Source organism: Kribbella orskensis (genome assembly GCF_004342085.1).
In the GTDB taxonomy this organism is placed as follows: domain Bacteria; phylum Actinomycetota; class Actinomycetes; order Propionibacteriales; family Kribbellaceae; genus Kribbella; species Kribbella orskensis.
Genome location: NZ_SLWM01000033.1, coordinates 1 through 24,058 on the forward strand (window position 1 = coordinate 1; position 24,058 = coordinate 24,058).

Genomic DNA, 24,058 nt, shown 5'->3' on the forward strand with positions numbered 1-24,058 from the left:
CCGATACGAATTCGCCATACCCAATACTCGAACGCCCACCCGGTGACCCACACCACCGCCACACCCATTTCTCAACAGGCTCTACAAGCCGCCAGGCAGCGAACAACCGGCCACTGGTCTGGCGACCTGCCAACATCAACCCCGGATGGCGGCTGAGAACCGCCCTTGCCCGACCCGTCGTTCGTCGGGGTCCGGGTTGGTGGCCGCGGCGGCGTCGGATATGACCGGGGCTCGAGCAACTCGGGACGATGCGCTGAATGCAGAGCGCAAGACTGTCTTCGTCGTGGTGTGACGCGGGTCATGTCACGCCCGGGCGGGTCCGCGTGTCCGGAGGGGAACGGAGGAGGAGCAGATGGCGCGGATCGGGATGGAGCACCGGCGGACGGTGTTCGTGCGGGTGCTTGAGTGGTGGAGCCGGAAGAAGTACGGCGAAGTGCTGGATCCGGTGAAGGTGGCGCTGCACAACCGGCGGGTGCTGGCGAGCACGGTGTTGCTGGAGGGGACGGCGGCACGGTGGAACAAGCTCGACCCGACGTTGCGGGCGCTCGCGGGGATGGTGGCGTCCGCACAAGTGGGCTGCAGTTGGTGTATGGATTTCGGGTACTGGGAGTATCACCACCAGGGCATCGACCCGGCCAAGCTCCGGGCCGTGCCGCGGTGGCGGGACAGCGACGTCTACACGGATCTGGAGCGTGCGGTGATGGAGTATGCCGAGGCGATGACGGCCACCCCACCCGAGGTGACCGACGAGCAGGTCGAGCGGTTGCGGCGCGACCTGAACGACGCCGAGCTGGTCGAGCTCACCACTCAGGTCTCGCTGGAGAACTTCCGCTCGCGGACCAACTCCGCGCTCGGCATGACCAGCCAGGGCTTCAAGCGGTACTGCGAACTGAGGCCGGCGTGACCGAGCCCCACAACACCGAGCCCCACAACTCCGAGCCCCACAACACCGAGCCCGGCACCGAGGAGGAGCTTGCTGCCGAGTTCGCGGAGCATCGGCAGGTGCTCGTCGGCGCGGCGTACCGGGTGGTCGGCAGTGTCGCCGACGCGGAGGACGTCGTCCAGGAGACCTGGTTGCGCTGGGCCGCGGCGGCGGTGGATCGGGCCGAGATCCGGGACGTCCGGGCGTACCTGATCCGGATCACCACCCGCCTCGCGCTGAACCGCCTCCGCCAGCAGAAGGCGCAGCGCGAGCAGTACGTCGGCCCGTGGCTGCCCGAGCCGATCGCGGCCGCGCCGGCGACGGAGGACCCGGCCGCGGTCGCGGAGGTGGCGGACTCCGTCTCGATGGCGATGCTCGTCGTGCTCGAGACCCTTTCACCCCTGGAACGCGCGGCCTTCGTACTGCGCGAGGTGTTCGACCTCCCGTTCGGCGAGATCGCGGACACCCTCGGCCGGTCGGAGACCGCAGTACGGCAGTTGGCACATCGGGCCCGGGAACACGTACACGCGCGGCAACCGCGACACCGGGTCGACAAGGCGCGGCATACCGAGGTGACTAGCCAGTTCCTGGCGGCCGCGTGGTCGGGCGACTTCGACCAGGTCGTCTCGCTGCTCGCCCCGGACGTCGTACTGGTGAGCGACGGCGGCGGCAAGAAGAAGGCCGCGCTCCGGCCGCTCCACGGCGCGGAGAAGATCGCGCGCTGGCTGTTCGGCGTACTCGCCAACGACGAGGAGGCGGCCGGCTTCGACATCCGGCTGGCCGAGGTGAACGGCGAGGACGCGATCATCGCCTACAACGGCGAGGAGGTCGACAGCGTCGGCTTCACCGAGATCGACGACAGCGGCCGGATCTGCCAGATCTACGTGGTCCGCAACCCCGACAAGCTCACCGGCATCCCTCGCCTCCCCGACCTGCGCCAATAGTCGCCGCGATGAGAGTCCGTACTGCGGACGCGGCTGGCCGGGGTGAACCACTGTCGGCGCCGGACCCGCGTGCTGTGATGACGGCCGGAGGGGGGTGGCAGCCGTGACCAAGGACGAGGTCAAGCAGGTCAACAAGGCGATCTGGGCGGCCAGTGGGAAGTCGCGAACCTGATCGCGATGGCCGGCCCGAAGCTTCTCGACGAGGTGCACCCGGCCCGGCGTACCGAGTGACAGGAAGATGTTGCTCGCGACGTCAACCTCCACGCGTGCCGAGGCAGTTGAGGCGCAGCGGGAATGCAGTACTTCCTGTCCTTGCGTACGCCGCCCGCCCGTCCTCGGCAATTCGCGCGCTACGTCGGATGCGCAGCCACCCCGTGCCGGGCGGGCAACCACCTATGCGCGCACAACCACCGCTTTCGCTGGAGGGAGCGGCGACGGAGGAGTCGCGGACGAGGGGTGGATGGGGCGGCCGACGAAGGAGCGGACGAGACGGCGGGGTGGGTTGGCCGTAGACTGCCAGATGCAAGTCAGTCGCATTTGGGAGGGTTCTGTGGAGTACGTCGTGGTTGATCCGGACGGGGTGTCGGACCCGGGGTTGCAGACGGATTTGCTGGATAACTGGATCGCGGCTACGGATGCCGGTGGGAGTGTTGGGTTCACCGCGCCTGCGCCGGTGCACCTGGTTGCGGAGACGCTGGATCTGGCGCTCGAGCGGGTCGCCGGCGGCAAGGACCTGCTCGGGGTGCTGCACAACGGCGAGCGGTATGTCGGGATGGGTCTGCTTGTCGGCAAGGAGGGGCCGCTCAGTCAGCACTGGCGGACGGTGCTGCGCGTGATGGTGCACCCGAAGTTTCAGGGTGGCGGCGCCGGGCGCCTGCTGATGAACGGGCTGCGCCAGTCGGCTGTCGACCTCGGCCTGGAGCAGCTCCAGCTGACCATCCGCGACGGCAACAGCCTCGAGGAGTTCTACCAGCGCCTCGGCTACCGCATCGTCGGCAACCACCCCCGCGCGGTCCGCGTCGCCCCCGACGACTACCGCGACGAGCTCATGCTGGTCACCGACCTCCCCTGAGCCGATATCCCTGGGAGGAAATGTCGAACCCCGCTGTCCGCCTCCGACGTCCGGTATGACCACAATCGACTCCGGAGGTAGCCATCATGCGGGATCTGATCGTCACCCAGAACATCACCCTCGACGGGGTGATCGAAGCGACGGACGGGTGGTTCGACCCTGCGGACGGCGTGGACTCGTCGGATCTGATCGAGGAGATCACCCGCCAGCGCGAGGCCGCCGATGCCTTCCTGGTCGGGCGTCAGACGTTCGAGGACATGCGGGGCTTCTGGCCGCTGCAGACCGACGACCAGACCGGCATCACCGACTACCTCAACGCGGTCTCGAAGTACGTCGTGTCCAGCACCCTGCAGGATCCGCAGTGGCAGCACACAAGCGTACTGCGGGGCCCGGTGCGGGATGACGTTCGGAAGCTCAAGGAGCAGCCGGGCAAAGACATCGTCACCACCGGCAGTATCCGTCTCGTGCACGAGCTCATCGCCGCGGACCTGGTCGACGAGTACCGGCTGTTCGTCTATCCGACGGTGGTCGGCAAGGGACGCCGGTTGTTCGAGGACGGGGCCGCTCGCCTGAAGCTGGTCCAGACCCTGCCGCTCCGCTCCGGCATCGTCTTGCTGCGCTACCGAACAAACTGACCTCACGGTGCCGCCACTATTGGCGGCCCCGACGGTCACCTTCACCTGCGAGTCCACCGTCATGCCGTTGGTGTCAGCGACCCGGTACAACTGCTTCGCCGTACCGGTGAAGCCCCGCTCCGGAACAAGCCGGGTCGTCCCGTAGAGGTAACGCTCCACGCCGACCCGATGTGACGCTGGATCAGGGCGTGAGTTCGTAGATCCGCACCCGCTGCTCGCTGTGTCGGAGCACGGCCAGCTTGTCGAGCTCGGGAGATACCGGTCCGTCGAAGAGATCGGCGTACAGCCAGCGGACGTGATACTCGTCGCGGAGCCGGTGCAGGACCGCTGCTGTCGGTTCGTAGAGTGCCTGATTCGTCAGTGCTACCCGGTCCGGCCAGGGCGAGGGCTGCTCGGTGTACGGCTTGCCGCCGACGCCCTGGTTCACCATCGCCTGCGAGGTGTAGCCCCAACCCTCGATGAAGGTGCGCCGTCCGGCGATCCCGCTGACGATGTAGCCGCGGGCGTCGCAGCCCGGGCCTTGTTGCGTGGCCGGACGGCACCAGGTGTTGGAGGCAACGATGTCCGTCGGCGCGGAGTTCTTCGCCAGCCAGAGGGCTGCCTCCTGCTCGTCCGGATAGACCCACCAGGGCGCGGAGGTGTAGGTCTGCGCCTGCTGGCCACCGTTGAGATGCAGGTTCTGCTCGAAGGTCCTTGCCGCCGGCACCACCAGCACGGTCAGCAGGACGAGGATGCCGCCGAGGCAGGCCATCGCCGGCCTGCTCTTCGCCAACCGGGACCAGACGAGCACCAGCACGCAGGTCAGGGCGAAGACTGCGATCAGCGGCCGCCCGACGAGCAGGATCCGATGCGACTGCGAGCCCCGCGGAGTCTCGTCCGTGGTCAACAGGATGAAGGCGAAGACCGCACCGAGCAGAACTGCCACCGCCGCGATCTTGAGCAACGCCGCTCGCCGGAAGGGCTGTGCGTAGGCGCGGGTCCAGGTCGCCAGCAGCCAACCCGTCGCGGCGAGGCTGAACGGCACGACGCTGTAGACGAAGTACCCCTCGCTGACCGACGGATGGTCGATCACGAGGAAGCCGGCCCACCCCGCGATCAGCGCGCCGAGCAGGAACCACCCGAGCGGATCGCGCCGCAGTTCACGCCTGGCGAGCAGGCCGTACCCGGCGACGGCCAGCAGCTGCCAGGTCAGCAACAGGATCGTGACCACGACGACGCCGCCGATGGACAGCACGTTGCCCGACGTCAACGCAGGGAGGATCACCCCACCCGCACCGGCCGGGGTCGGGTCCTTGGTCGCCGCGAGGTAGCCGCCCTGGGTCTTCACCACGGCGAGGAGTTGCAGCCCCGACCCGCTGGTGCTGCCGGCGACCGTGACCATGGTGCCGACCGCGGCGGCGACCAGCAGCGAACCGGCTGCGATGAACCGCCAGGGCAGCCGGCGATCGCGGATCAGCAGCAGGAGCGCCAGCAACCCGACCGCGCCGACCAGGATCGGCAGGATCGCCGGCTTGGAACCACCGCCGACGACAGCGACCGTCAGCGCCAGCAGCCACAAGCCCTTGCCGCCGGCACCTCGGATGAGCAACTCGATCAGGAAGATCCCGGCCACCACCCCGGCCGTCATCCCGAACGTCTGCGACGGGCTCAGCAGGCTCAACGGCGGCGACAGGTTCACGCTCGTGTCGATGTACAGGAACAGGTTCGGCCCGGCCAGAGCAGCCGCCGCCAGTACTCCGGTCCACCACGCGCGGCTCACCGTCCGGGCCAGCGTCGCGAAGACCAGCAGCGCCACCAGCACTTGCGGCAGCAGCCAGAGCCGGTAGAGCACGATGATCGGCGAGAGCTTGGTGATGTCGACCGAGGCGGCCATGTCGGCGTTCGGGAACCAGTGGTACTCAAGCGACTCTCCCGCCACCTGTGGCAACTGCGGCGGCACCGAGCGGGTCAGCTCGCTCAGCATCGACAGGTGGTACAGCAGATCCTGGTAGTACGATGTGCCGTCCGGCGGCGGCGGGTGGTACTTCATCGCGCCGAGCACGGTGCCACCGAGCAGCACGGCCGCGGCGATCACCATGCCCCAGGTCCACCACAAGGGCAGCGGCCGGGGCTCCGCGATCCGCCAGTACTTCCGCAGCCGTGGCAGCGCCGCGAACGCGATGAGCGCCAGCGCGGGCCAAACCACCAGCCACCCTTGCCAGCCGAGCGCGGTGAAGATCGCCCAGCCGGCTAGTTGGTACACGGCCCCGACCGCCGACCCGAGCCCGAAGTCCTCCGCCCAGTTCCCCGTACTGCGCCACAACCCCCGCAGGATCAGGATTCCCGGCATGGCGACCGCCAGAGCGAAGTACAGGGTGTACTTCGCGATCGGGCCGAGCGGGACCTCGAGCGAGAGCAGGGAGATCACCGCGACCAGGAACGGCAGCAACCACGGCAGCAACCGGGCCGATGTCCCGTGGCTGACGTCCGCTCTGTGCATGCGGGGCCGGTCACGGGAGACCAGGGCAAGGTTCATCTATTCGCGACCTCGTCGAGCGCTTGGTGGCCCGGGTCCTCGAGGCTGTCGTAACCGACCAGGAACTGCGGTCGTCGCTGGCTCGACTGGAACAGCCTCGCCACGTACTCACCCAGCAACCCCAGGCAGAGCAGCTGGATCGCGCCGATGATGCCGACCGCCAGCACGGTCGAGGTCCAGCCCGGAACGCTGTTGCCCGACAGCTTGATGATCAGGGCGGCGACCACCACCGCGATGGAGAGCAGCCCGCCGAGCAGCCCGAGCCAGGTGGCCAGCCGGAGCGGAGCGGCCGAGAACGCCGTCACGCTGTCGAAGGCCAGCCGGAACATCTTCGACCAGTTGTACTTCGTCACGCCTGCCGCCCGCTCGGCGCGAACGAACTTCACCTCCGCACTCGGGAACCCGAGCCACGGGATCACCAGCCGGAAGACCCGGCCGTCCTCGGGCAACGCGTTGACGGCATCCACGACCCGACGGGAGACGAGCCTGAAGTCGGCAGCGTCGAACGGGATGTCCTTGCCGACCAGGCGACACATCAGCCGGTAGTACATGCGAGCCGTGGTCCGCTTGGCCCAGGAGTCACTCGACCGATCGGAGCGCACGCCGTACACGACATCGACGTCCTTCTCCCGCGCGGTGGCGAGGAAGTCGGCGATCAACTCAGGCGGATCCTGGAGATCGGCGTCGATGGTGACCAGGTAGCGGCCGCGAGCCCGGCGGAACCCCGCGGACTGCGCGGCCTGGTGACCGGAGTTCCGGAGCAGGCGGACGACGCGGAGCTCGGGCCAGTCGGTCGCAGCGGCGAGCAGCATCGACGCGGTCGCGTCCCGGCTGCCGTCGTCGACCACCAGCACCTCGTAGCCGATGTCGAGTCCGTCCAGCAGCGGGCGCATCCGCTCGAAGAAGATCGGCAGTACCTCTTCCTCGTCGTACATCGGCACGACGACGGAGAGTTCGGGGTCACCCATGTCCGGCTGTCCTCCAGGATCTGGTATCGCGTGAATGCCCAGGGCAACGGCTGGACAGCCGATTGATGCGGCTGGGCGAAAGTAGCAGGTCTCAGGTCTGCGGTGACACCGCGATCGCACCGGTGCGCCGCGGGTCGCCGACCGCGAGCAGTCCGTCGGCCGGGTCCCAGAAGGCTGCCGCGACCCCGCCGAAGTACATCGAGTGCGGGGGCATCGGCCGGACCGGGAGGTTGCTGGCACCCTCGACCTCGAGGTCCTCCTCGAAGTCGACCACCACGTTCTCGCGGACCCGGACGTGCAGCCGCGGGTGCTCCACCGCCTCTTCGAGGGACAGGCCGCCGTGCGTGTAGAGCGCGTAGACCTGGGCGATCGCGGTCGGGATCCGGTCGGACCCGGGCGAGCTGATCGCCAGTACCGCGCCGTCGCCGTCCCGGCGGGCCACGCTCGGCGCCATGTTCGAGGTCAGCCGGGTGCCCGGCGTGAGGCTGTGCGGGCCGCCGTGCACGAGTTCCTGCTCGCCGAGCGCGTTGTTCAGCCAGATGCCCGTGCCCGGTGTCATCACGCCCGAGCCGTACCCGGACGACACCGTGATCGCGCAGGCGTCACCTTCGTCGTCGACCACCGACACGGTCGCAGTACTGGGGGAACTGAGCGCGCGCAGGTCTCCGGCGGCCGCGAGGTCGAGCACCTTCTGCGCTTCGAGCCGGCGCACATCCTCGACGTCCAGCTCGGCGAGGCGCTGACCCAGTACCGCGTGCTGGACGTCGACCAGCCGCTCCAGCTCGTCCGGACGCCAGCTGCCCTGCTTCGGAATCCCGTCCAGCAGGGCGAGCATCGCGGCGACCGCGACACCGCCGACAGCCGGCGGCGGGTTCGTCGCCAGGGTCCAGCCGTTCTGCCGGACGGTCAGCGCCGGCCGCACGATGGCCTCGTACGCCGCGAGGTCCTCCGCGGTCAGGATGCCCTCGTTGGCGGCCATGTCGCGGACCAGCAGCTCGGCGAGCTCCCCGGTGTACATGGTCTCCGCGCCGGCCGAGGCGATCAGCTCGAGTGCCTCGGCGAGCTCGGGGATCACCACGTTCGTGCCGGCCTTGATCACCACGCCGTCGTCGTCGTGCACGACCCCGTGGCTCGGCCGGTGCCAGCCGAAGATGATCTCGTGGGTGTAGCCGAGGTAGTAGCCCGACGTCCGGCTCAGCGGGAACCCCTGCCTGGCGACCTCGATCGCAGGCCGGACCACCTCGCTCCACGGCGCCTTGCCGGACCGCCGGTGCGCCAGGTCGAGGGCCTTCATCCCGCCGGGCGTGGCCACGGACCCGTGCCCGACGGTGGTCGTGGTACCGCCGCCGTAGTCCGTGGTGACGTCCCAGACGCCCCGGCCGAACCTTTCGCCGGTCAGGCCGCGGCCCGGCATCTCCACCCAGCCATCGATGGTGACGGGCTCGCCGCCGGCCACCTGCAGGGTGACGAAGCCACCCGAGGCCGGTGAGACGACGCCGATCTCGTTCACCATCGTCACCAGGGTCGCGGCGATCGCGGCGTCGACCGCGTTACCGCCCTCGGCCGCGAGGCGGACGCCGGCCTCGGCCGCCGTCGCGTTGGGCGCGGCGACCGCGACCCTGGGATTCGTCATCGGTCGTTCTCCGGACTGTCAGCCGACGCGCTGGACGGCGCCGAAGCGGTCGACGGTCACCTGTACCGCGGCCTGCCGGGCCGCCGCGACCTCGGTCTCGGTGAGGGTCCGGTCCGGAGCACGGAAGCGCAGCGCGAACGCGAGCGACTTCTTCCCCTCGCCGATCTGCTCGCCGGTGTAGACGTCGAAGAGCCGGATCGACTCCAGCAACTCCCCCGCGCCCTCGGCCAGCGCCGCCCGCACGTCCGCCGCCGAGGCGTCGGCCGGCACGATCAGCGCCACGTCCTCCTTGGCTACCGGGTACGACGAGAACGGGTCCGCCACGACCGACGACGGCGCGGCCGCCATCAACGCCTCCAGGTCGAGCTCGACCGCGCTCGACCTGGCCGGCAGACCGAACGCCTGGCAGACCTTCGGGTGCAGCTCACCGGCGTGACCGACGACCTTGCCGTCGACGGACACCTCTGCACACCGGCCGGGATGCCAGGGCGCGAGCTCCACGTTCCGCAGTACCGGCTCGACGCCGACCGCGTCGGAAACCGTCCGAGCCACCTGTACGGCGTCCGCCCAGCCCGCGGGCTGGCCCTTGCCCCACCAGCCGGAGGGGATCCGCGAACCGGTCAGCACGACCGCGAGATGGAGCGGCTGATCTGGCAGCGCGTCGTTCAGCGCCTGGATCTCCGCGTCGCTCGGGCGCTGCGCGACGGACGGCAGCGGCGCGGGCTTGGCGTCTGAGCGGGGCAGGAAGACCAGGCCGGTCTGGAAGATCGCCAGGTCGGTGGCCCCGCGACCGACGTTGCGCTCGGCGGTCCGCAGTACGGTCGGCAGCAGCGTCGTCTGCATCGACGGCTCCTCGTCCGACAGCGGGTTCGCCAGCCGGACCGTCTTGCGGCGTTGATCGTCCGCGGGCAGGCCCATCGCGTCGAAGTCGGCGTCGCCCACGAACGGGTACGACACGACCTCGGTCAGCCCGGCGCCGACCAGCGCGGTCGCGATCCGCCGGCGGCGGCGCTGCGCCACGGTCAGGCCCTGACCACCCGGAGCGGGCGGCAGGATCGACGGCACGTTGTCGTAGCCGAACAGCCGGATGACCTCTTCGGCGAAGTCGTTCGGATCCCGCAGATCCGGCCGCCACGACGGTGCACCGACGACCAGGGTGTTGTCGTCGCCCTGCGGGCCGGTGACGGAGCAACCGACAGCGCGCAGATGGCGGACCGACTCCTCGACCGAGATCGGGGCACCGGCGACCCGGGCCGCGTGGTCGGCGCGAAGGGTGACGCGCTTCGGCAGCACGTGCGTGTCGATGACGGTCCCATCGGGCTGGATCGTGCCGCCGGCCAGCTCGGCCAGCAGGTCGGCGACCCGCTGGGCGGCGTACCGCGGCAGGGCCGGGTCGACCTCGCGCTCGAACCGGCGGGACGCTTCGGACGACAGCTTGTGCCGGCGCGACGAACGGGCGATCACGACCGGGTCGAAGTGCGCCGCCTCGATCACCACGTCGCTGGTCGACTCCGAGATCTCGGTGGACGCGCCACCCATCACACCGGCGATGCCGATCGGTCCGGAGTCGTCCGTGATCAGCAGATCCTCGGGGTCCAGCTCGCGGGTCTGGTCGTCCAGCGTCATCAGCTTCTCGCCGGCGGTCGCCCGCCGGACCACGATCTCGCCGGACAGCCGATCCTTGTCGTAGCCGTGGATCGGCTGGCCCAGCTCGAGCATCACGTAGTTGGTCACGTCGACACCGATCGAGATCGGCCGCATCCCCGCCATCACCAGCCGCTGCTGCAACCAGCGCGGCGACGGAGCCTTCGGGTCGATCCCGGTCACGGTCCTGGTGACGAAGACGCTGTTCGCCTGCGCGTCGTCCACCCGCACGGGGTAGCCACCGGTCTCGGCCCCGGTCACGGTCAACGCCGCCGGGTCCTTCAACTCCACCCCGTACGCCGTGGCGGCCTCGCGGGCGACGCCACGGATCGACAGGCAGTAGCCGCGATCCGGGGTCACCGCGATGTCGAGCACGTCGTCGCGCAGCTGGAGCAGCTCGATCGCGTCGTCGCCAGGCGTCGCCTCGCCCGGCTCGAGCACGACGATGCCGTGCAGGCCGTCGTCGCCGAGGCCCAGCTCGGAGCTCGAGCAGATCATCCCGTTGGAGACGTGGCCGTAGGTCTTGCGCGCGGAGATCGCGAAACCACCGGGCAGCACCGCCCCCGGCAGCACCACGACGACCAGGTCGCCGACCTCGTAGTTGTCCGCGCCGCAGACGACCCACTGCGGCTCGTCCTTGCCGATGTCGAGGGAGGTCCAGCGGATGGTCTTGCCGTTCTTCTGCGGCTCCGGCTCGTAGCTGAGCACCTTGCCGACCACCAGCGGCCCGGTCAGCCCCGCGCCCGCCTCGTCCACGGTCTCGACCTCGAGCCCGGCGCGAACCAGCTTCTCGCCGACGTCCCGGCCGGTCACCCCGGCGGGCAGCTCGACGTACTCACGAAGCCATGACAGTGGGACCCGCATCAGATCTCCATCCCGAACTGGCGGCTGAACCGCACATCACCCTCGACCATGTCCCGCATGTCCTGGACGCCGTTGCGGAACATCAACGTGCGCTCCAGCCCCATCCCGAACGCGAACCCGGAGTACCGATCGGTGTCGATGCCGGCCGCCTGCAGCACCCGCGGGTTCACCACACCGCAGCCACCCCACTCGATCCAGCCCTCGCTGCCACAGGTGCGGCAGGGGCGGTCCGGGTTGCCGACGGACGCGCCGCGGCAGACGAAGCACTTCAGGTCGACCTCGGCGGACGGCTCGGTGAACGGGAAGAAGTTCGGCCGCAGCCGCGCCTCCAGCCCCTCGCCGAACATCGACTGGACGAAGTGGTCCAGGGTGCCCTTCAGGTGTGCCAGCGTGATGCCTTCGTCCACCACCAGGCCCTCGACCTGGTAGAAGACCGGCGTGTGCGTCGCGTCGAGCTCGTCGGTCCGGAACACCCGGCCCGGGCAGATCACGTAGATCGGCGGCTTGCGGGTCAGCATCGTCCGCGCCTGCACCGGCGAGGTGTGGGTCCGCAGTACCGTCCCGGACCCGGGCGGGTCGACGAAGAAGGTGTCCTGCATCTGCCGCGCCGGGTGGTCGGGCTGGAAGTTCAGCGCGTCGAAGTTCAGCCACTCGGCCTCGACCTCGGGGCCTTCGGCGACGTCCCAGCCGAGCGCGGTGAAAACATCGGCGATCTGCTCGGAGATCAGCGACAGCGGGTGCCGCGCGCCGAGCTCGGGGGTGTGCCACGGCAGCGTCACGTCGACGCGCTCGGTGGCCAGCATCCGCTCCTCTTGCTCGGCCTCGAGGACGGCGAGCCGGGCCGCGAAGGCCTCGTTGATCGCCTTGCGAGCGGAGCCGATCCGCTGTCCGGCCTCCTTGCGCCCCTGCGGCGGCAGCGCCCCGATCTCACGGTTCGCCAGCGCGATCGGCGACCGGTCCCCCAGATGAGCGAGCTTCGCCTCCTGCAGCGCGGCCAGGTCGGCCGCCTTGGCGAAGGCGTCAAGAGCCTCGTCGCGCGTCCGTTCGACCTCGTCGGCATGCAGAGGCGTGACCTCGACGGGGTCGTAGTTCTTGTTGGGACCGGACATGGCTCTCTTTCCGGGGTCGCGGATTCCTGGAACTGCTCAAGGCAGTCTAGGAACCCCCGGCCCCGGAGCGTGAATCGGTCGTCCACAGGCCGATCGGATTGCTCCAGGCCCGGCCGCCGGCGGCGTCCTCGACGGTGACCCGGCAGTACCCGCCCCGGAACATCTCCACGGGCAGTGAGCACTCTGTCAGCGCAGTGCCCTGAACCACCTGGGCGCCGGGGACGCCGCCGGTGAGGAGCACCTTGCGCGCGGGCGAGCACCGTACCGTGACCTGACCGTCGTCGAGGCGGACATCGTGCAACTCGGGACCGGTACTGGAGTAGAAGTGGCCCGCCTTGAGCGCCGAGAGGAGAGGCCCCGGCTCGAGGGATTCGGCGCGTACCTGGACCCACGCCGCGCAAGGCGGCGGATCCTGGGGCTGCAAGTGCGCGTCATCGGCGGCGTAGGCGGTGAGTCGGTGACCCCGGTTGAGCAGGACGTCGGTCAGGTGCCAGCTGTCACCCCGGTCTTCGCGATCCGCGAGGGCGTTGTAGACCTCGACCGCGTGGGCGGCGTCCAGACTCGCGGCATCGGCAGCGGTGAGCAGCGATGCCGACGGATGGGCCATGCCTATGAACGCACCCTCAGCCCGTGCCCGGCGCGCCAGCTGCGGCCCGCTCTCGCCGGGTTCTGGGGGCCGGAAGTCCAGGGGCAGGCCCACCGCGAGGATGTGCCACGAGGATCCTGTCTCGGTGCGTGGGGCGTGCAGCTCGGCTCCCAGCAGAGTGCTGAAGCCGGGTGCGCGCAGCGACCTGGTATCCGTCAGCGGGAAGGCGTACTCGGCCCGGAAGTGGTCGGTGATCGCCAGGAAGTCGTAGCCCGCGTCCCGGTAGTGACTCACCGTCTCCTCGGGGGACAGCGCTCCGTCGGACCGGTTCGAGTGCGTGTGCAGATTGCCGCGCCAGAACCGGTCGGGCCGGTCGAAGGGCAGACCAGTCATCCGGTACGTCGCTGGGCGCGGGCTGAGGCGTAGAGGCAGACGGCGGCCGCGGTGGCCAGGTTGAGGCTCTCGGCGCGGCCGTAGATCGGGACCTTCACCGAGCGGTCGACGATCGCGTCGAAGCCGTCGGGCAGGCCGTGCGCCTCGTTGCCGAACAACCAGACCGTCGGCTTGGCCAGCGTCCCGTCGTCGATGCACTCGTCCAGGTCGGAGCTGCCGTACCCATCGGCGGCGAGCACCTGTAGGCCCTGCTCCCGCCAGGACTTCGCGGCCGTCACCACGTCCGCCTCGACCGCGATCGGCAGGTGGAACAGGCTGCCCACGCTGGCCCGGACCGCCTTCGGGTTGTGTGGATCCACCGACTCCGCCGACAGTACGACGGCATCCGCGCCGGCCGCGTCCGCAGTACGGATCAGGGTCCCGGCGTTGCCCGGGTCGCGCACCTGGACGCCGACGGCCACCAGGCTCGCGGTTCGCAGTACGGCCTGGTCCAGCGGTACGTCGACCAACTGGCAGACGGCGACAACCCCTTGTGAGGTGACCGTTTCGCTGAGCGCCTCGACGGCAGCCCGGTTCACGTCGTACCACGGAACGTCCGCGGCGGACGCGAGGTCCCGCAGGTCGCGGTGCCGGGTGGCCACGTCGGGTTCGGCGTACACCTCGAGCACCAGTTCGCGGTGCTCCAGCGCCTCCCGGACCGCCTGTGGTCCCTCGACCAGGAAGCGGCCGGTCTTGCGCCGGAACGCACGAGTGGCGAGCCTCCGGGCCTGCTTGATCCGCACGGATTGCGCGGTCAGCAGACCTGGGCTCGCCACTTCGGTGCTTGCCTTGCTACTGGATCGCTGCGGCTCAGGCCGCGGCGTCGCTCTTGGCGTTCAGGTCGGCCGGCAGGGCCGCCTTCGCCAGTGCCACCAGCGCGGAGAACGCGGGCGCGTCGTTGACCGCCAGGTCGGCCAGGATCTTGCGGTCGACCTCGACCTCGGCCAGGCGAAGACCCTGGATGAGGCGGTTGTAGGTCAGGCCCTCGGCGCGAGCCGCGGCGTTGATCCGCTGGATCCACAGCTTGCGGAAGTCGCCCTTGCGCGCCTTGCGGTCACGGTAGGCGTAGACGAGCGAGTGGGTGACCTGCTCCTTGGCCTTGCGGTACAGCCGCGAGCGCTGGCCGCGGTAACCGCTGGCCTGCTCGAGTACGACCCGGCGCTTCTTGTGGGCGTTGACCGCCCGCTTCACGCGTGCCATGAGGTGTTACTCCTTGTATTTCTGCGCCGGAGAAGGTGGTCCACCCGGCGGGGTGTTCGGGGGGTGGGAAAGCAGGCTCAGATACCGAGAAGCTTCTTGGCCTTCTTGACGTGCGACGGAGCGACCTCGACGGTGCCGGACAGGCGACGCTTGCGCCTGGTCGACTTCGCCTCGGCGAGGTGGCGCTTGCCGGTCTGCTCGCGACGCAGCTTGCCCGAACCCGTGATCCGGATGCGCTTCTTCATCCCCGAGTGGGTCTTCATCTTCGGCATGGCTATGTACTCCTGGTTTCTTTCGTTGACTCGACGGGTGAAGGCTCCGGCCTCGCGGGCCGGAGCGCACCATCACTCCGGATCGAGGTTGTCTGCCGGACCCTTCGGCTTCTTCGTGGCGCCGGCGGCCCGCTCGGCCTCGTGCTGCTGCAACTGCTCAGCACGCTCCTTGCGCTCGGCCTCCTGCTCGGCCTCGTGCTCGGCGAGCTTCTTGGCCTTCTCGGCTTCCACGTCCACGCGCGCCTCGGACTTCTTCTTGTGCGGTCCGAGCACCATGATCATGTTCCGGCCGTCCTGACGCGGCGACGACTCGACGAAGCCGAGCTCGCTGACGTCCTCGGCCAGCCGCTGCAGCAGCCGGAACCCCAGCTCGGGGCGGGACTGCTCGCGACCGCGGAACATGATGGTGATCTTGACCTTGTCACCGGCACGCAGGAACCGAACGACGTGACCCTTCTTGGTCTCGTAGTCGTGCGGGTCGATCTTCGGCCGCAGCTTCATCTCTTTGATGACGGTGTTGGTCTGGTTCCGGCGTGACTCGCGCGCCTTCTGCGCGGTCTCGTACTTGTACTTGCCGAAATCCATCAGCTTGCAGACCGGCGGACGTGCCGTGGCCGCAACCTCGACCAGGTCGAGATCGGCTTCCTGTGCCAACCGAAGTGCGTCCTCGATCCGGACGATGCCTACCTGCTCACCGTTCGGTCCGACCAGACGCACCTCAGGAACGCGGATGCGCTCGTTGACGCGCAGTTCAATGGTGATGGGTCCTCCTGGGTTGTTCGTTTTTACTGGTGCCACCTGAGTGTTCGCGCGGTGGATCTCGCCCTGGAAATGACGAAAGGCCTCCGTGCGTCCACACGAAGGCCCAATTCCCAGATCGACGACGGTCCCACCCCGCTGAGGGGAGATACGCCGTACGATCGCCGCTGTCCACCGGCCTGAACCGGAATGAACCTCGGCGTGACCGGGACCCGCCGACTTTCCATCGACTGGGTGGGAGGTGGCCCTCCGCTTAGACTCGAACCACCGGCAGCCCTCGAGTATTCCGCTCAGGGGTCACCGCTGGACCGGGTCGGTCGCCGTGCAAGAGTAGCAGCATGACCGACCCAGTCTCCACTCCGCTAGATCCGGCCCCCACGCAGCCCGCCGAGCAGCCCTCTGCGCAGACCTCCGGGCAGTCGCGGGTGGATCCGATGTCGACGGTGTCGCGTGACATCGCCGAGGTGCCGAGCGTGGAGATCATCTCGACCGCGGCCCTCCACCTGATGAGCGCCGCCGCCGTCAACCTCGGCCTGGCCGAGGACCTCCCCGAACACAAAGACCTGGACGAGGCCCGCTCCCTCATCGACGCGCTGGCCGGCCTCCTCGACGCCTCGGCCCAGAGCCTCGGCCACCACCATGCCGCCCCCTTGCGCGACGGCCTCCGCTCCCTCCAGCTCGCCTTCAAGGAAGCCTCCACCATCCCCGACGAACCAGGCGCCGGCCCCGGCGAGAAGTACACCGGCGAAGTCCACCCGGCCGCCTCCCGCCGCCGCTAGCACTACGCCCTACCCGGGATCCACGAATGAGCGCCTGCTCACCGGGTGGGATCTGGGTGGAGTCGCTCGTGAGAGGGGCTTGCGCAGTACTGCGGTCCGCGCGGGGGTGGCGGTTACAGGCTGAAGGCGATTGAGCGGAGGATCAGGGCCGCGATGAAGACGACTGTGAATGCCAGGTCGATCGACAGTCCGCCGGCCCTGATCGGCCGGATCACCCGTCGGGCCGGCGCGAGCACCGGCTCGGTCCAGGTGTGAGTGATGGAGCGCGCCCGGCTCGCCCACTGGGCGCCGTTCGCAACCACACCTGTCCAGTCCAGCACCATCCGCACGATCAGCAGCAGGATGAACGCCGTCAACGCATACCCGATCAGGGCTCCGATGATGCTCATGACCGAACTCCTCCGTAAGGGCCACGCCGGCCGTCTCACCAGTATCAACGCCCCGACAACCCCGGGAGTGTCCCTCTCGCGGTCTTCTTAGCCGACTATCAGGTCCAGCCGTCGCCCCACCGGCTTCGGTGGTAAAGGTCGAAGTCCCGCGGGACACCTTGAAGCGCCTGCCGTTCGACGACGCCAGCGTGCAGAACTTGTCGGAGTTGCCGCCGGAGACGCTACCGTCGACCGCCTTGGCCGGGCCATCGGAGGAGGTGCAGGCCGCGGACCCGGTGGCCGGTTTGTTCAGGGCCAGGTTGACGGGGCCGCCGCTGCCCGGACGTCGCGGACGTCATCTCACCGACCCACTGTCACGGAGCCCCGGTGCCGCCCGGGTCGGAGTTGAAGTACTCCCAGCCGTCGACGCCGCGAAGGTCGGGTACTTCGCGACCAGCGACGCCAGAGTGTTCTTCAGCGTCGGCAGGGCTTATCCCTTGACGGCGCCCTCCTCCACGCCTCTGAAGAAGAACCGTTGCAACGTCGCGAACACGATCACGATCGGGATGAACGCGATCATCGTGCCCGCGGCGATCAGCCGGGGGTTGTTGCTGAAGGTGCCGGACAGGTACTGCAGTCCGACGGTCAGGGTGTACTTGTCCGGGTCGGTCAGCACGATCAGCGGCCAGAGGAAGTCGTCCCAGGCGCCGATGAAGGCGAAGATCGCCACCACGCTGATCGTCCCGCGCACACTCGGCAGACCGATGTAGACGAACCGCTGCCAGACGTTCGCGCCGTCCACGATCGCCGCCTGGTCCACTTCGACCGGCAGCGAGCGGAACGCGTTGTACATCAGCAGCACGTTCAGCGCGCCGATCATCCCGGGCAGCGCGACGCCGAACAGCGTGTTCGCCAGGCCGAACTCCCGGACCGTGACGTACTGCGAGATGATCGTCACCTCGCCCGGCAGCACCAGCGTGGCCAGGAACAACCCGAGCACGATCTTGCGGCCCTTGAACTGCAGCCGCGACAGCGCGAAGCCGGCCAGCGACGACCCGACGATGTTGCCTCCGACAACCAGTACTGCGACCTGCAGCGAGTTGCGCATGTAGTCCCAGACCGGGATGGTGTCGGCCACCTCGCCGTAGTGCGACAGCGTCGGCTGGGCCGGCAGCAACCGCGGGATCCGGGTGTAGATGTCCTCGCCCGATCCCTTCAGCGAGGTGGACAACTGCCAAAGGAACGGCCCGATGGTGATCAGCAGGACGAGCACCAGCAGCACGTAGCGGACCACCTTCTCCCGCGGCGAGACGGAGTTGAACCCGAGGGTCCCACCCTTGCGCCGCCGCCGGTTCGCAGTACCAGAAGACTCCGGTACTGCGACGGGCCGCGCGGGGTCGGTCACGACTGTCATGCGTCCGCCGCCTTCCGGTTGAGCCGGGCCAACGCCAGCATCGGGACCACGGTGACGAAGAACAGCACGATCGACAGCGCGGAGGCGTAGCCGAGGTTGCCCTCGAAGCCCTGGCTGTACTGCTGGATCAGCATCACCACGGAGCTGTCCCGGCCACCGGGACCGCCGTTGCCGCCGCTGAGGATGAAGAGCTCGGAGAAGACCCGCAGGGCCGACACCGAGATCAGGATCGCGATCAGGATCATCGTGCCGCGGACGCCGGGGATGGTGATGTTGGTGAACCGCCGGAAGGCGCTCGCACCGTCCACGGCCGCGGCCTCGTGCAGCTCACGGCCGACGTTCCCCAGCGCGGCCAGGTAGATGATCATGTAGTAGCCGAGGCCCTTCCACACGGTCAGGCTGATCGCGCTGAACAGCAGCAGCCACTGGTCGGACAGGAACGGCAGCGGCCCGGAGATCACGCCCAGCTTCTCGGCCAGGCCGTTGACCAGGCCGCGATCGTCCAGGATCCACTGCCAGATCAGCGCCACCACCACCGCGGACGCCACCACCGGCGTGTAGAACGCCGTCCGGAAGAACGTGATCCCGGGCAGCTTCTTCTCCACCAGGACCGCCAGCGCCAACGGCAGGATCGTCAGCAGCGGCAGGCAGACGATCATGTAGATGACGCTGTTCAGCAACGCGTAGCGCAGCTGTTCGTCGTGCAGCAGAGCCTCGAAGTTCTTCAGCCCGACGAAGGTCCCGCCGCCGATCGGCCTGGCGTTGGTGAACGACAGGATCACGGTGTTGATCGACGGCCACAGGTTGAACACCAGCAACCAGGCGAGTGCCGGCACGACCAGCACCCAGGGGGAGAACCACCGGTGGTAGCGCATCGCGTTACTGGGCGAGCAGCTGGTCGGCCTTCGCCACCGCGGCGTCGAGGGCCTGCTGCGAGGTGACCTTGCCGGCGATCGCGAGCGAGATCTGCTGGTTGATGAAGTCGTTCGTCGCGCCGCTGATCACGGCCGGCTGCAGCGACTTCGCCTTGGCCAGCGACTCGAAGGCGAGCACCTTCGCGTCACTCTCGACGGTCCCGTCGCTCTTGGAGAAGTACGGGTCGTTCGCGGACGCCTTGGTGCTGGGGAAGATGTTGACGATCTTGGCGAACGCGGCCTGGTTCTCGGCGTTGGTGACGAACCGGGCCAGCGCGATCGCGGCCGCCTGGTTCTTGCTCTTCGACGAGACCGACAGGCCCTGCACGTACAGCGGCGGGGTGTCCAGCGCCGGCGACGGGACGACCTTGCCCTTCAGCGACGGGTTGTCCTTCTGGAAGTCGACGATCGCGTTGCCGCCACCGGTGGTCCAGGCCACCTTGCCCTGGGTGAAGAGCTTGGAGTTGCCCAGGTACTCCTGGGTCAGGATGTCGCGCGGCAGGTACCCGGCCTTGTAGGCGTCGCGATACTTGTCCAGCAGGGCGACTGCCTCGGGGGTGTTGAAGGTGAACTTCTTGCCGTCGTCGGAGACGATCTTGACGCCCGCGTTGGTGAAGTCGCCGATGCCGGGCAGCCGGCTCATCAGGTACTCCTTGCCGCCGGACTTGTCGTGCACCACCTTGGCGGCGGCGAGCAGTTCGTCGAAGGTCTTCGGCGGGTTCTTCGCGTCCAGTCCGGCCGCGGCGAACTTCGTCGAGTTCCAGTAGTCGATGTCGGTGTTCAGGTACCACGGGTAGCCGAACGTGCCGTTCAGCCCGTTGTACTGGTACGCCGTGAGGCCGCCGTCAACGTAGTCGGTCTTGACGGCCGGGTCCGCCGCGGCGACGTCGAGCAGCAGGTTCTGCTTGGCCAGCGGCAGCGCGAACTCCGGCGGCAGGTTGGTCACGTCCGGCAACTGGCCGGCGGACGCCTGGCTCAGCACCTTCTTGTCGTAGCCGTCACCCGGCTGGTCCAGCCAGGTCACCTTGGTGCCCGGGTACTTCGCCTCGAAGGCCTTGATCACGCCTTCGACGTACGAGGTGAACTTGGGCTTCAGCGCCCAGGTCTGGAAACTGACCTCGCCCGTCACCTTGGCGTTCGCATCGACAGTGGGCTGGCTGCCTGACGACGTGTCGTCGGAGGAGCCGAGGCCACAACCGGCGAGAGTGAGGGCCGCGACGGCAAGTGCTGCCACCGGGGTCAGACGACGACTACGCATAGGTTTTCTCCTGAAGTGATAAACCGGTATAGCTCCTGCACTATCCACATCGTAGAATCCGCTGTCAAGGGGAAAGTTCGACGAAGGGAGGGGCCGTGGCCAGACCGACGATCTCGGACATCGCCGATCGCGCCGGGGTGTCGAAGGGGGCCGTCTCGTTCGCGCTGAACGGGCGTCCCGGGGTCAGCGACGCGACCCGCGCCAGGATCCTGCAGATCGCCGAGCAGATGAGCTGGCGACCGCACAGCGCCGCGCGGGCCCTGGGCGCGTCCCGGGTCGACTCGGTCGGCCTGGTGATCGCCCGGCCTGCGCGCACCCTCGGTGTCGAGCCCTTCTTCGCGCACCTGCTCTCCGGCCTGCAGTCCGGCCTGTCCGCACACGCGATCTCGCTGCAACTGCTGATCGTCGAGGACACCGCCGCCGAGATCGAGGTGTACCGGCGCTGGTCGTCGGAGCACCGGGTGGACGGCGTCATCCTGGTCGACCTGACCGTGAAAGATCCCAGGATCGAGGCCCTGCGGGAGCTGGAACTGCCCGCGGTGGTGATCGGCGGCCGCGGCGGCAAGGGCGCGCTCGCCTCGGTCTGGGCCGACGACCGGGACGCGATGCTGTCGATCGTGGAGTACCTGGCCGCGCTCGGCCACCGCCGGATCGCGCACGTCGCCGGCACGCCGAACTTCCAGCACACCCAGCGCCGGATCCGCGCGGTCCGCGACGCCGCGCCCCGGCTCGGCCTGATCGACGCCCCGTCGCTGACCACCGACTTCAGCGACGCCGAGGGCGCCGCCACCACCCGCAAACTGCTCTCCCAGGCGGTCAAACCGACCGCGATCGTCTACGACAGCGACGTGATGGCGGTGGCCGGGCTCGGCGTCGCGATGGAGATGGGCGTCTCGGTGCCGGGCGACCTGTCCATCGTCGCGTTCGACGACTCGATCCTGACCCAGTTGATGCACCCGGCGCTGACCGCGCTGTCCCGGGACACCTTCGAGTTCGGCCGGCAGGCGGCCGAGGTACTGCTCGAGGTGATCGCCGACCCGGCCACAGTGGTCAACAAGCGCACCGCCGACCCGGTGCTGACCGTCCGCGAGTCCACCGCCCCGCCGGCGTCGTCATGACCCGGTTGGCGAAATTTCCTAAACCGATTTAGCATCCCTGTCATGCCCTCGGATCCCAGCACGCCACGGTTCGGCGCGAACTACGTCCCGTCGTCCGGGTGGTTCTACAGCTGGCTCGACTACGACGGCGCCGCGGTCCGGCGCGACCTCGCCGACCTCGCCGGACTCGGGCTGGACCACGTCCGGGTGTTCCCGGTCTGGCCGTGGATCCAGCCGAACCGGGCGATCATCCGCGAGCGCGCGATCGAGGACCTGCTCGACCTGATCGACGCGGCCGCCGAGCATGGCCTGGGCGTCGCGGTCGACCTGATCCAGGGCCACCTGTCGAGCTTCGACTTCCTGCCGTCCTGGGTGCTCACCTGGCACCGCGGCAGCCTGTTCGAGAGCGACACCGTCCGCGCCGGCCTGACGGCGTACGTCGAGACCGTGGCGCGTGCTGTGTCCGCGCGGCCCAACGTCTTCGCGATCACCCTCGGGAACGAGGTGAACAACCTCTGGCCGGACAGCTCCACCACCCCGGAGAGCTCGACCAGTTGGGCGCAGGATCTGCTCGTCGCGGTGAAGGAGGCGGCGCCCGGGGTGCTCGCGCTGCACTCGGTCTTCGACGACGCCTGGTACAAACCGGACCACCCGTTCCTGCCGGTCGACGTGGTCGACATGGGAGAGCTGAGCACCGTCCACTCGTGGGTTTTCAACGGGGTCTCCCGAGTGGACGGGCCGCTCGGCCCGGCGACCCTGACCCACGCGGACTACCTGGTCGAGCTCGCGGCGGGCACCTCGCTCGACCCGGCGCGACCCGTCTGGCTGCAGGAGATCGGCGTACCGGGTCCTGACATCCCGGTGGACCTCCAAGCCGAGTTCACCCGCCGTACGGTCGAGCTGGTGGTGCACAACCCGGCGCTGTGGGGTGTCACCTGGTGGTCGTCGCACGACATCGACCGGCGACTGCTGGACTTCCCGGACCGGGAGTACGACCTGGGGCTCTTCACCGTGGACCACCAGCGCAAGCCGGCCGCGCAGGCGCTGGCGGACGTGATCGCCGAGATCCGGTACGCCGGAGTCAGCCCGCAGCAGGCGACCATGCTGACGAGCCCGGTGAACCTGCGCACGGAGCCGCACCGCCGAGCCGAGATCGCCCCGGGCAGCGAGTTCCACCTCAGCTGGGTGGCAGCCCGCGCGGAAGGCCCGGTCCGCATCTCCCTTCCGTCCTGACAACAGCTACAGCTTGCGGTCGATCAGGACCTGGATGCCGTCGAGGATGCGGTCCAAGCCGAATTCGAGATCGTCGTCGAGCCCGTCCTCGTACTCCTGGTTCGTATAGAGCACGGTCAGCATCGGGTAGTCGCCGGCGGCCAGTCGCGGTACCAGGAACGCCCCCACCTCCTCCGACTGCACCGGCGCCGCGTCGCTCGCCTCCAACTGCCGGGCCAGGTTGGCATAGCTGCGGACGTACCCGTCGAGCAGCAGCACGCAACCAAGGTTGTCGTGCTGGCTCAGTCCGGTGTCGTCGAGCATCTGCAGCAGTACTTCGACCCAGCTGAGCAGGTTCGGCGTCACCGGCGCTCCCCGGATCGGGACATCCAGCAGCCAGGGGCGCTCGGAGTACCGCTCCAGCTGGGCGTGCACCCAGGCTTGCGCGCCCTCGCGCCAGCCTTCGGCGGTCAGTCGAGGCGCTCGTCCCCAGGCGGTCTCGGTGACCAGCACGATCAGCTCGTCCTTCGAGCTGACGTAGCGGTACATCGCGTTCGTGCTGACGCCCAGGTGCGCGGCGATCTTCTGCAGCGAGATGGCCTCGAAGCCCTGGGTGTCGCCGAACTCGATCCCGGTGGCGACGATCTGCCGGACGCTGAGCGCGGGTTTCGGGCCACGGCGCTGCACCGGCTGGACGCCCCAGGACAGGGCGAGCCCAGCCGGCAACCGGCCCGGCTCGTCGCTCATGTCCCCATCCTTCCGCACCCGGCGCCGTTCCGGCAGGACCCCCAGCCGGCGGCGATCGACCTGCAGAGGTCACCGGCATCACCGGCCGCCTGGCGACGCGCGCCGCGCCGATGGACGCGGTCAACTCCCCGGCCGGCTGGTCACTCGCTGATCGTGACCCACCCGTAGCCGCCGTCTTCCAGGCGAACCACCTGGAGGCCGGCGGCGAGGCGCCGTACGTCATCAGTCTCCAGTACTGCGGGCGCCGGCCCGGCGACATCGAGGACGATGGCGGCGGCGCCCTCCTGGATCGCGGCGGTGGCTACCAGCTGTGACTGGGCGGGCATCGGCCGCGCCTCGGGACTCCAGCGGGCCAGACTCTCCGTGCTCGTGAAGGCCAGCAACGCGTTCCGCCCGTCCTGGCCCTGCAGCAGCGCCACGGCCATGTCGGAGGTCTTGTCGTGCGCGAGCCCGCGGTCGTCGTACTCGACCTCGCCGAGCATGGCGACCACCGGCACCAGCAGCCGCGCCTTCGTCAGCGCGGCCAGGATCGCGCCCTGGTCACCCGCTTGGAGGGCTTCGCTGAGCGCAGGATCGGCCGTTCCGTCGTCGTTGTCGAACCCGGTGAAGGCGAGGCGTCGTTCTGGTTGCACCCGCCCATTGTCCGGGTCGCCTCCCCGGAGCGGGGTTTCAGGGTGGTGTCAGGGCTGTTCCCTCTTGGATCGTGTGGTTCCT

At 69.0% G+C, this 24,058-nt stretch carries 23 protein-coding genes; 7 read left to right on the plus strand and 16 right to left on the minus strand.

Features of this window, described 5'->3' with window-relative positions; genetic code table 11:
- Window positions 1-352 precede the first annotated feature (352 nt).
- The 4 genes from EV644_RS40550 to EV644_RS40565 all read left to right on the plus strand — a co-directional run bounded on the left by EV644_RS40550 (window position 353) and on the right by EV644_RS40565 (window position 3,573).
- Complete coding sequence (locus EV644_RS40550; RefSeq protein WP_132196439.1) at window positions 353-904, plus strand: carboxymuconolactone decarboxylase family protein; 552 nt, start codon at window positions 353-355, stop codon at window positions 902-904.
- On the plus strand, window positions 901-1,866 hold the full coding sequence (gene sigJ, locus EV644_RS40555) for an RNA polymerase sigma factor SigJ (RefSeq protein WP_132196441.1): 966 nt from the start codon (window positions 901-903) through the stop codon (window positions 1,864-1,866). Before EV644_RS40550 ends, sigJ begins: the two co-directional genes overlap by 4 nt.
- A gap of 550 nt (window positions 1,867-2,416) precedes the next feature.
- A complete protein-coding gene (locus EV644_RS40560; RefSeq protein ID WP_132196443.1) occupies window positions 2,417-2,938 on the plus strand; it encodes a GNAT family N-acetyltransferase in 522 nt (173 codons plus the stop codon).
- Between the two features lie 86 nt (window positions 2,939-3,024).
- The gene (locus EV644_RS40565; protein WP_132196445.1) at window positions 3,025-3,573 is read left to right on the plus strand and encodes a dihydrofolate reductase family protein; all 549 of its coding nucleotides are present in this window, start codon (window positions 3,025-3,027) and stop codon (window positions 3,571-3,573) included.
- Between the two features lie 181 nt (window positions 3,574-3,754).
- On the opposite strand, the gene EV644_RS40570 is transcribed toward EV644_RS40565, so the two are convergent.
- From EV644_RS40570 to infC, 10 genes are all read right to left on the minus strand, one after another.
- Window positions 3,755-6,088: a hypothetical protein gene (locus EV644_RS40570; protein WP_241999379.1), complete on the minus strand. Its 2,334-nt coding sequence runs from the start codon at window positions 6,086-6,088 to the stop codon at window positions 3,755-3,757.
- Window positions 6,085-7,056: a glycosyltransferase family 2 protein gene (locus tag EV644_RS40575; protein WP_132196447.1), complete on the minus strand. Its 972-nt coding sequence runs from the start codon at window positions 7,054-7,056 to the stop codon at window positions 6,085-6,087. Before EV644_RS40575 ends, EV644_RS40570 begins: the two co-directional genes overlap by 4 nt.
- Before the next feature lie 91 nt (window positions 7,057-7,147).
- Window positions 7,148-8,689, minus strand: coding sequence for a gamma-glutamyltransferase (locus EV644_RS40580; protein ID WP_132196449.1), 1,542 nt, complete (start codon window positions 8,687-8,689; stop codon window positions 7,148-7,150).
- An 18-nt stretch (window positions 8,690-8,707) separates the two neighbouring features.
- A complete protein-coding gene (pheT, locus tag EV644_RS40585) occupies window positions 8,708-11,197 on the minus strand; it encodes a phenylalanine--tRNA ligase subunit beta (protein ID WP_132196451.1) in 2,490 nt (829 codons plus the stop codon).
- The gene (gene pheS / locus EV644_RS40590; protein WP_132196453.1) at window positions 11,197-12,306 is read right to left on the minus strand and encodes a phenylalanine--tRNA ligase subunit alpha; all 1,110 of its coding nucleotides are present in this window, start codon (window positions 12,304-12,306) and stop codon (window positions 11,197-11,199) included. The genes pheT and pheS overlap by 1 nt, the downstream gene beginning before the upstream one ends.
- Window positions 12,307-12,352: 46 nt before the next feature.
- Window positions 12,353-13,285, minus strand: a complete 933-nt coding sequence (locus EV644_RS40595; RefSeq protein WP_132196455.1) for a CehA/McbA family metallohydrolase — start codon at window positions 13,283-13,285, stop codon at window positions 12,353-12,355.
- Window positions 13,282-14,100: a TrmH family RNA methyltransferase gene (locus EV644_RS40600; protein WP_132196457.1), complete on the minus strand. Its 819-nt coding sequence runs from the start codon at window positions 14,098-14,100 to the stop codon at window positions 13,282-13,284. Before EV644_RS40600 ends, EV644_RS40595 begins: the two co-directional genes overlap by 4 nt.
- A 34-nt stretch (window positions 14,101-14,134) precedes the next feature.
- The gene (gene rplT, locus EV644_RS40605; protein WP_132196459.1) at window positions 14,135-14,524 is read right to left on the minus strand and encodes a 50S ribosomal protein L20; all 390 of its coding nucleotides are present in this window, start codon (window positions 14,522-14,524) and stop codon (window positions 14,135-14,137) included.
- A 77-nt stretch (window positions 14,525-14,601) separates the two neighbouring features.
- Window positions 14,602-14,796, minus strand: a complete 195-nt coding sequence (gene rpmI / locus EV644_RS40610; RefSeq protein ID WP_132196461.1) for a 50S ribosomal protein L35 — start codon at window positions 14,794-14,796, stop codon at window positions 14,602-14,604.
- Between the two features lie 72 nt (window positions 14,797-14,868).
- Window positions 14,869-15,594 (minus strand): translation initiation factor IF-3, encoded by a 726-nt coding sequence (gene infC, locus EV644_RS40615; RefSeq protein WP_132196463.1) that lies wholly within the window; start codon window positions 15,592-15,594, stop codon window positions 14,869-14,871.
- A 299-nt stretch (window positions 15,595-15,893) separates the two neighbouring features.
- Between infC and EV644_RS40620 the strand changes: the two genes are divergently transcribed.
- Window positions 15,894-16,334 (plus strand): DUF1844 domain-containing protein, encoded by a 441-nt coding sequence (locus EV644_RS40620; protein WP_132196465.1) that lies wholly within the window; start codon window positions 15,894-15,896, stop codon window positions 16,332-16,334.
- 113 nt (window positions 16,335-16,447) lie between these two features.
- On the opposite strand, the gene EV644_RS40625 is transcribed toward EV644_RS40620, so the two are convergent.
- From EV644_RS40625 to EV644_RS40640, 4 genes are all read right to left on the minus strand, one after another.
- A complete protein-coding gene (locus tag EV644_RS40625; RefSeq protein ID WP_132196467.1) occupies window positions 16,448-16,723 on the minus strand; it encodes a YggT family protein in 276 nt (91 codons plus the stop codon).
- Window positions 16,724-17,192: 469 nt separating this feature from the next.
- Window positions 17,193-18,116: a carbohydrate ABC transporter permease gene (locus EV644_RS40630; protein WP_132196469.1), complete on the minus strand. Its 924-nt coding sequence runs from the start codon at window positions 18,114-18,116 to the stop codon at window positions 17,193-17,195.
- A complete protein-coding gene (locus EV644_RS40635; RefSeq protein ID WP_132196471.1) occupies window positions 18,113-18,991 on the minus strand; it encodes a carbohydrate ABC transporter permease in 879 nt (292 codons plus the stop codon). The genes EV644_RS40630 and EV644_RS40635 overlap by 4 nt, the downstream gene beginning before the upstream one ends.
- A 4-nt stretch (window positions 18,992-18,995) precedes the next feature.
- Window positions 18,996-20,288, minus strand: a complete 1,293-nt coding sequence (locus EV644_RS40640; protein ID WP_132196473.1) for an ABC transporter substrate-binding protein — start codon at window positions 20,286-20,288, stop codon at window positions 18,996-18,998.
- 95 nt (window positions 20,289-20,383) lie between these two features.
- On the opposite strand from EV644_RS40640, the gene EV644_RS40645 reads away from it, so the two are divergent.
- Both EV644_RS40645 and EV644_RS40650 read left to right on the plus strand, forming a co-directional pair.
- Window positions 20,384-21,406, plus strand: coding sequence for a LacI family DNA-binding transcriptional regulator (locus EV644_RS40645; RefSeq protein WP_132196475.1), 1,023 nt, complete (start codon window positions 20,384-20,386; stop codon window positions 21,404-21,406).
- A 42-nt stretch (window positions 21,407-21,448) separates the two neighbouring features.
- Window positions 21,449-22,618, plus strand: a complete 1,170-nt coding sequence (locus EV644_RS40650; protein ID WP_132196477.1) for a glycoside hydrolase 5 family protein — start codon at window positions 21,449-21,451, stop codon at window positions 22,616-22,618.
- Between the two features lie 6 nt (window positions 22,619-22,624).
- Here EV644_RS40650 and EV644_RS40655 read toward each other — a convergent pair whose 3' ends face one another.
- Both EV644_RS40655 and EV644_RS40660 read right to left on the minus strand, forming a co-directional pair.
- Window positions 22,625-23,344, minus strand: a complete 720-nt coding sequence (locus EV644_RS40655) for a TetR/AcrR family transcriptional regulator (RefSeq protein WP_132196479.1) — start codon at window positions 23,342-23,344, stop codon at window positions 22,625-22,627.
- 140 nt (window positions 23,345-23,484) lie between these two features.
- Window positions 23,485-23,976 carry an SseB family protein gene (locus EV644_RS40660; RefSeq protein WP_132196481.1) on the minus strand — a complete coding sequence of 164 codons (492 nt, stop codon included), beginning with the start codon at window positions 23,974-23,976 and terminating at the stop codon, window positions 23,485-23,487.
- Between the last annotated feature and the right edge of the window lie 82 nt (window positions 23,977-24,058).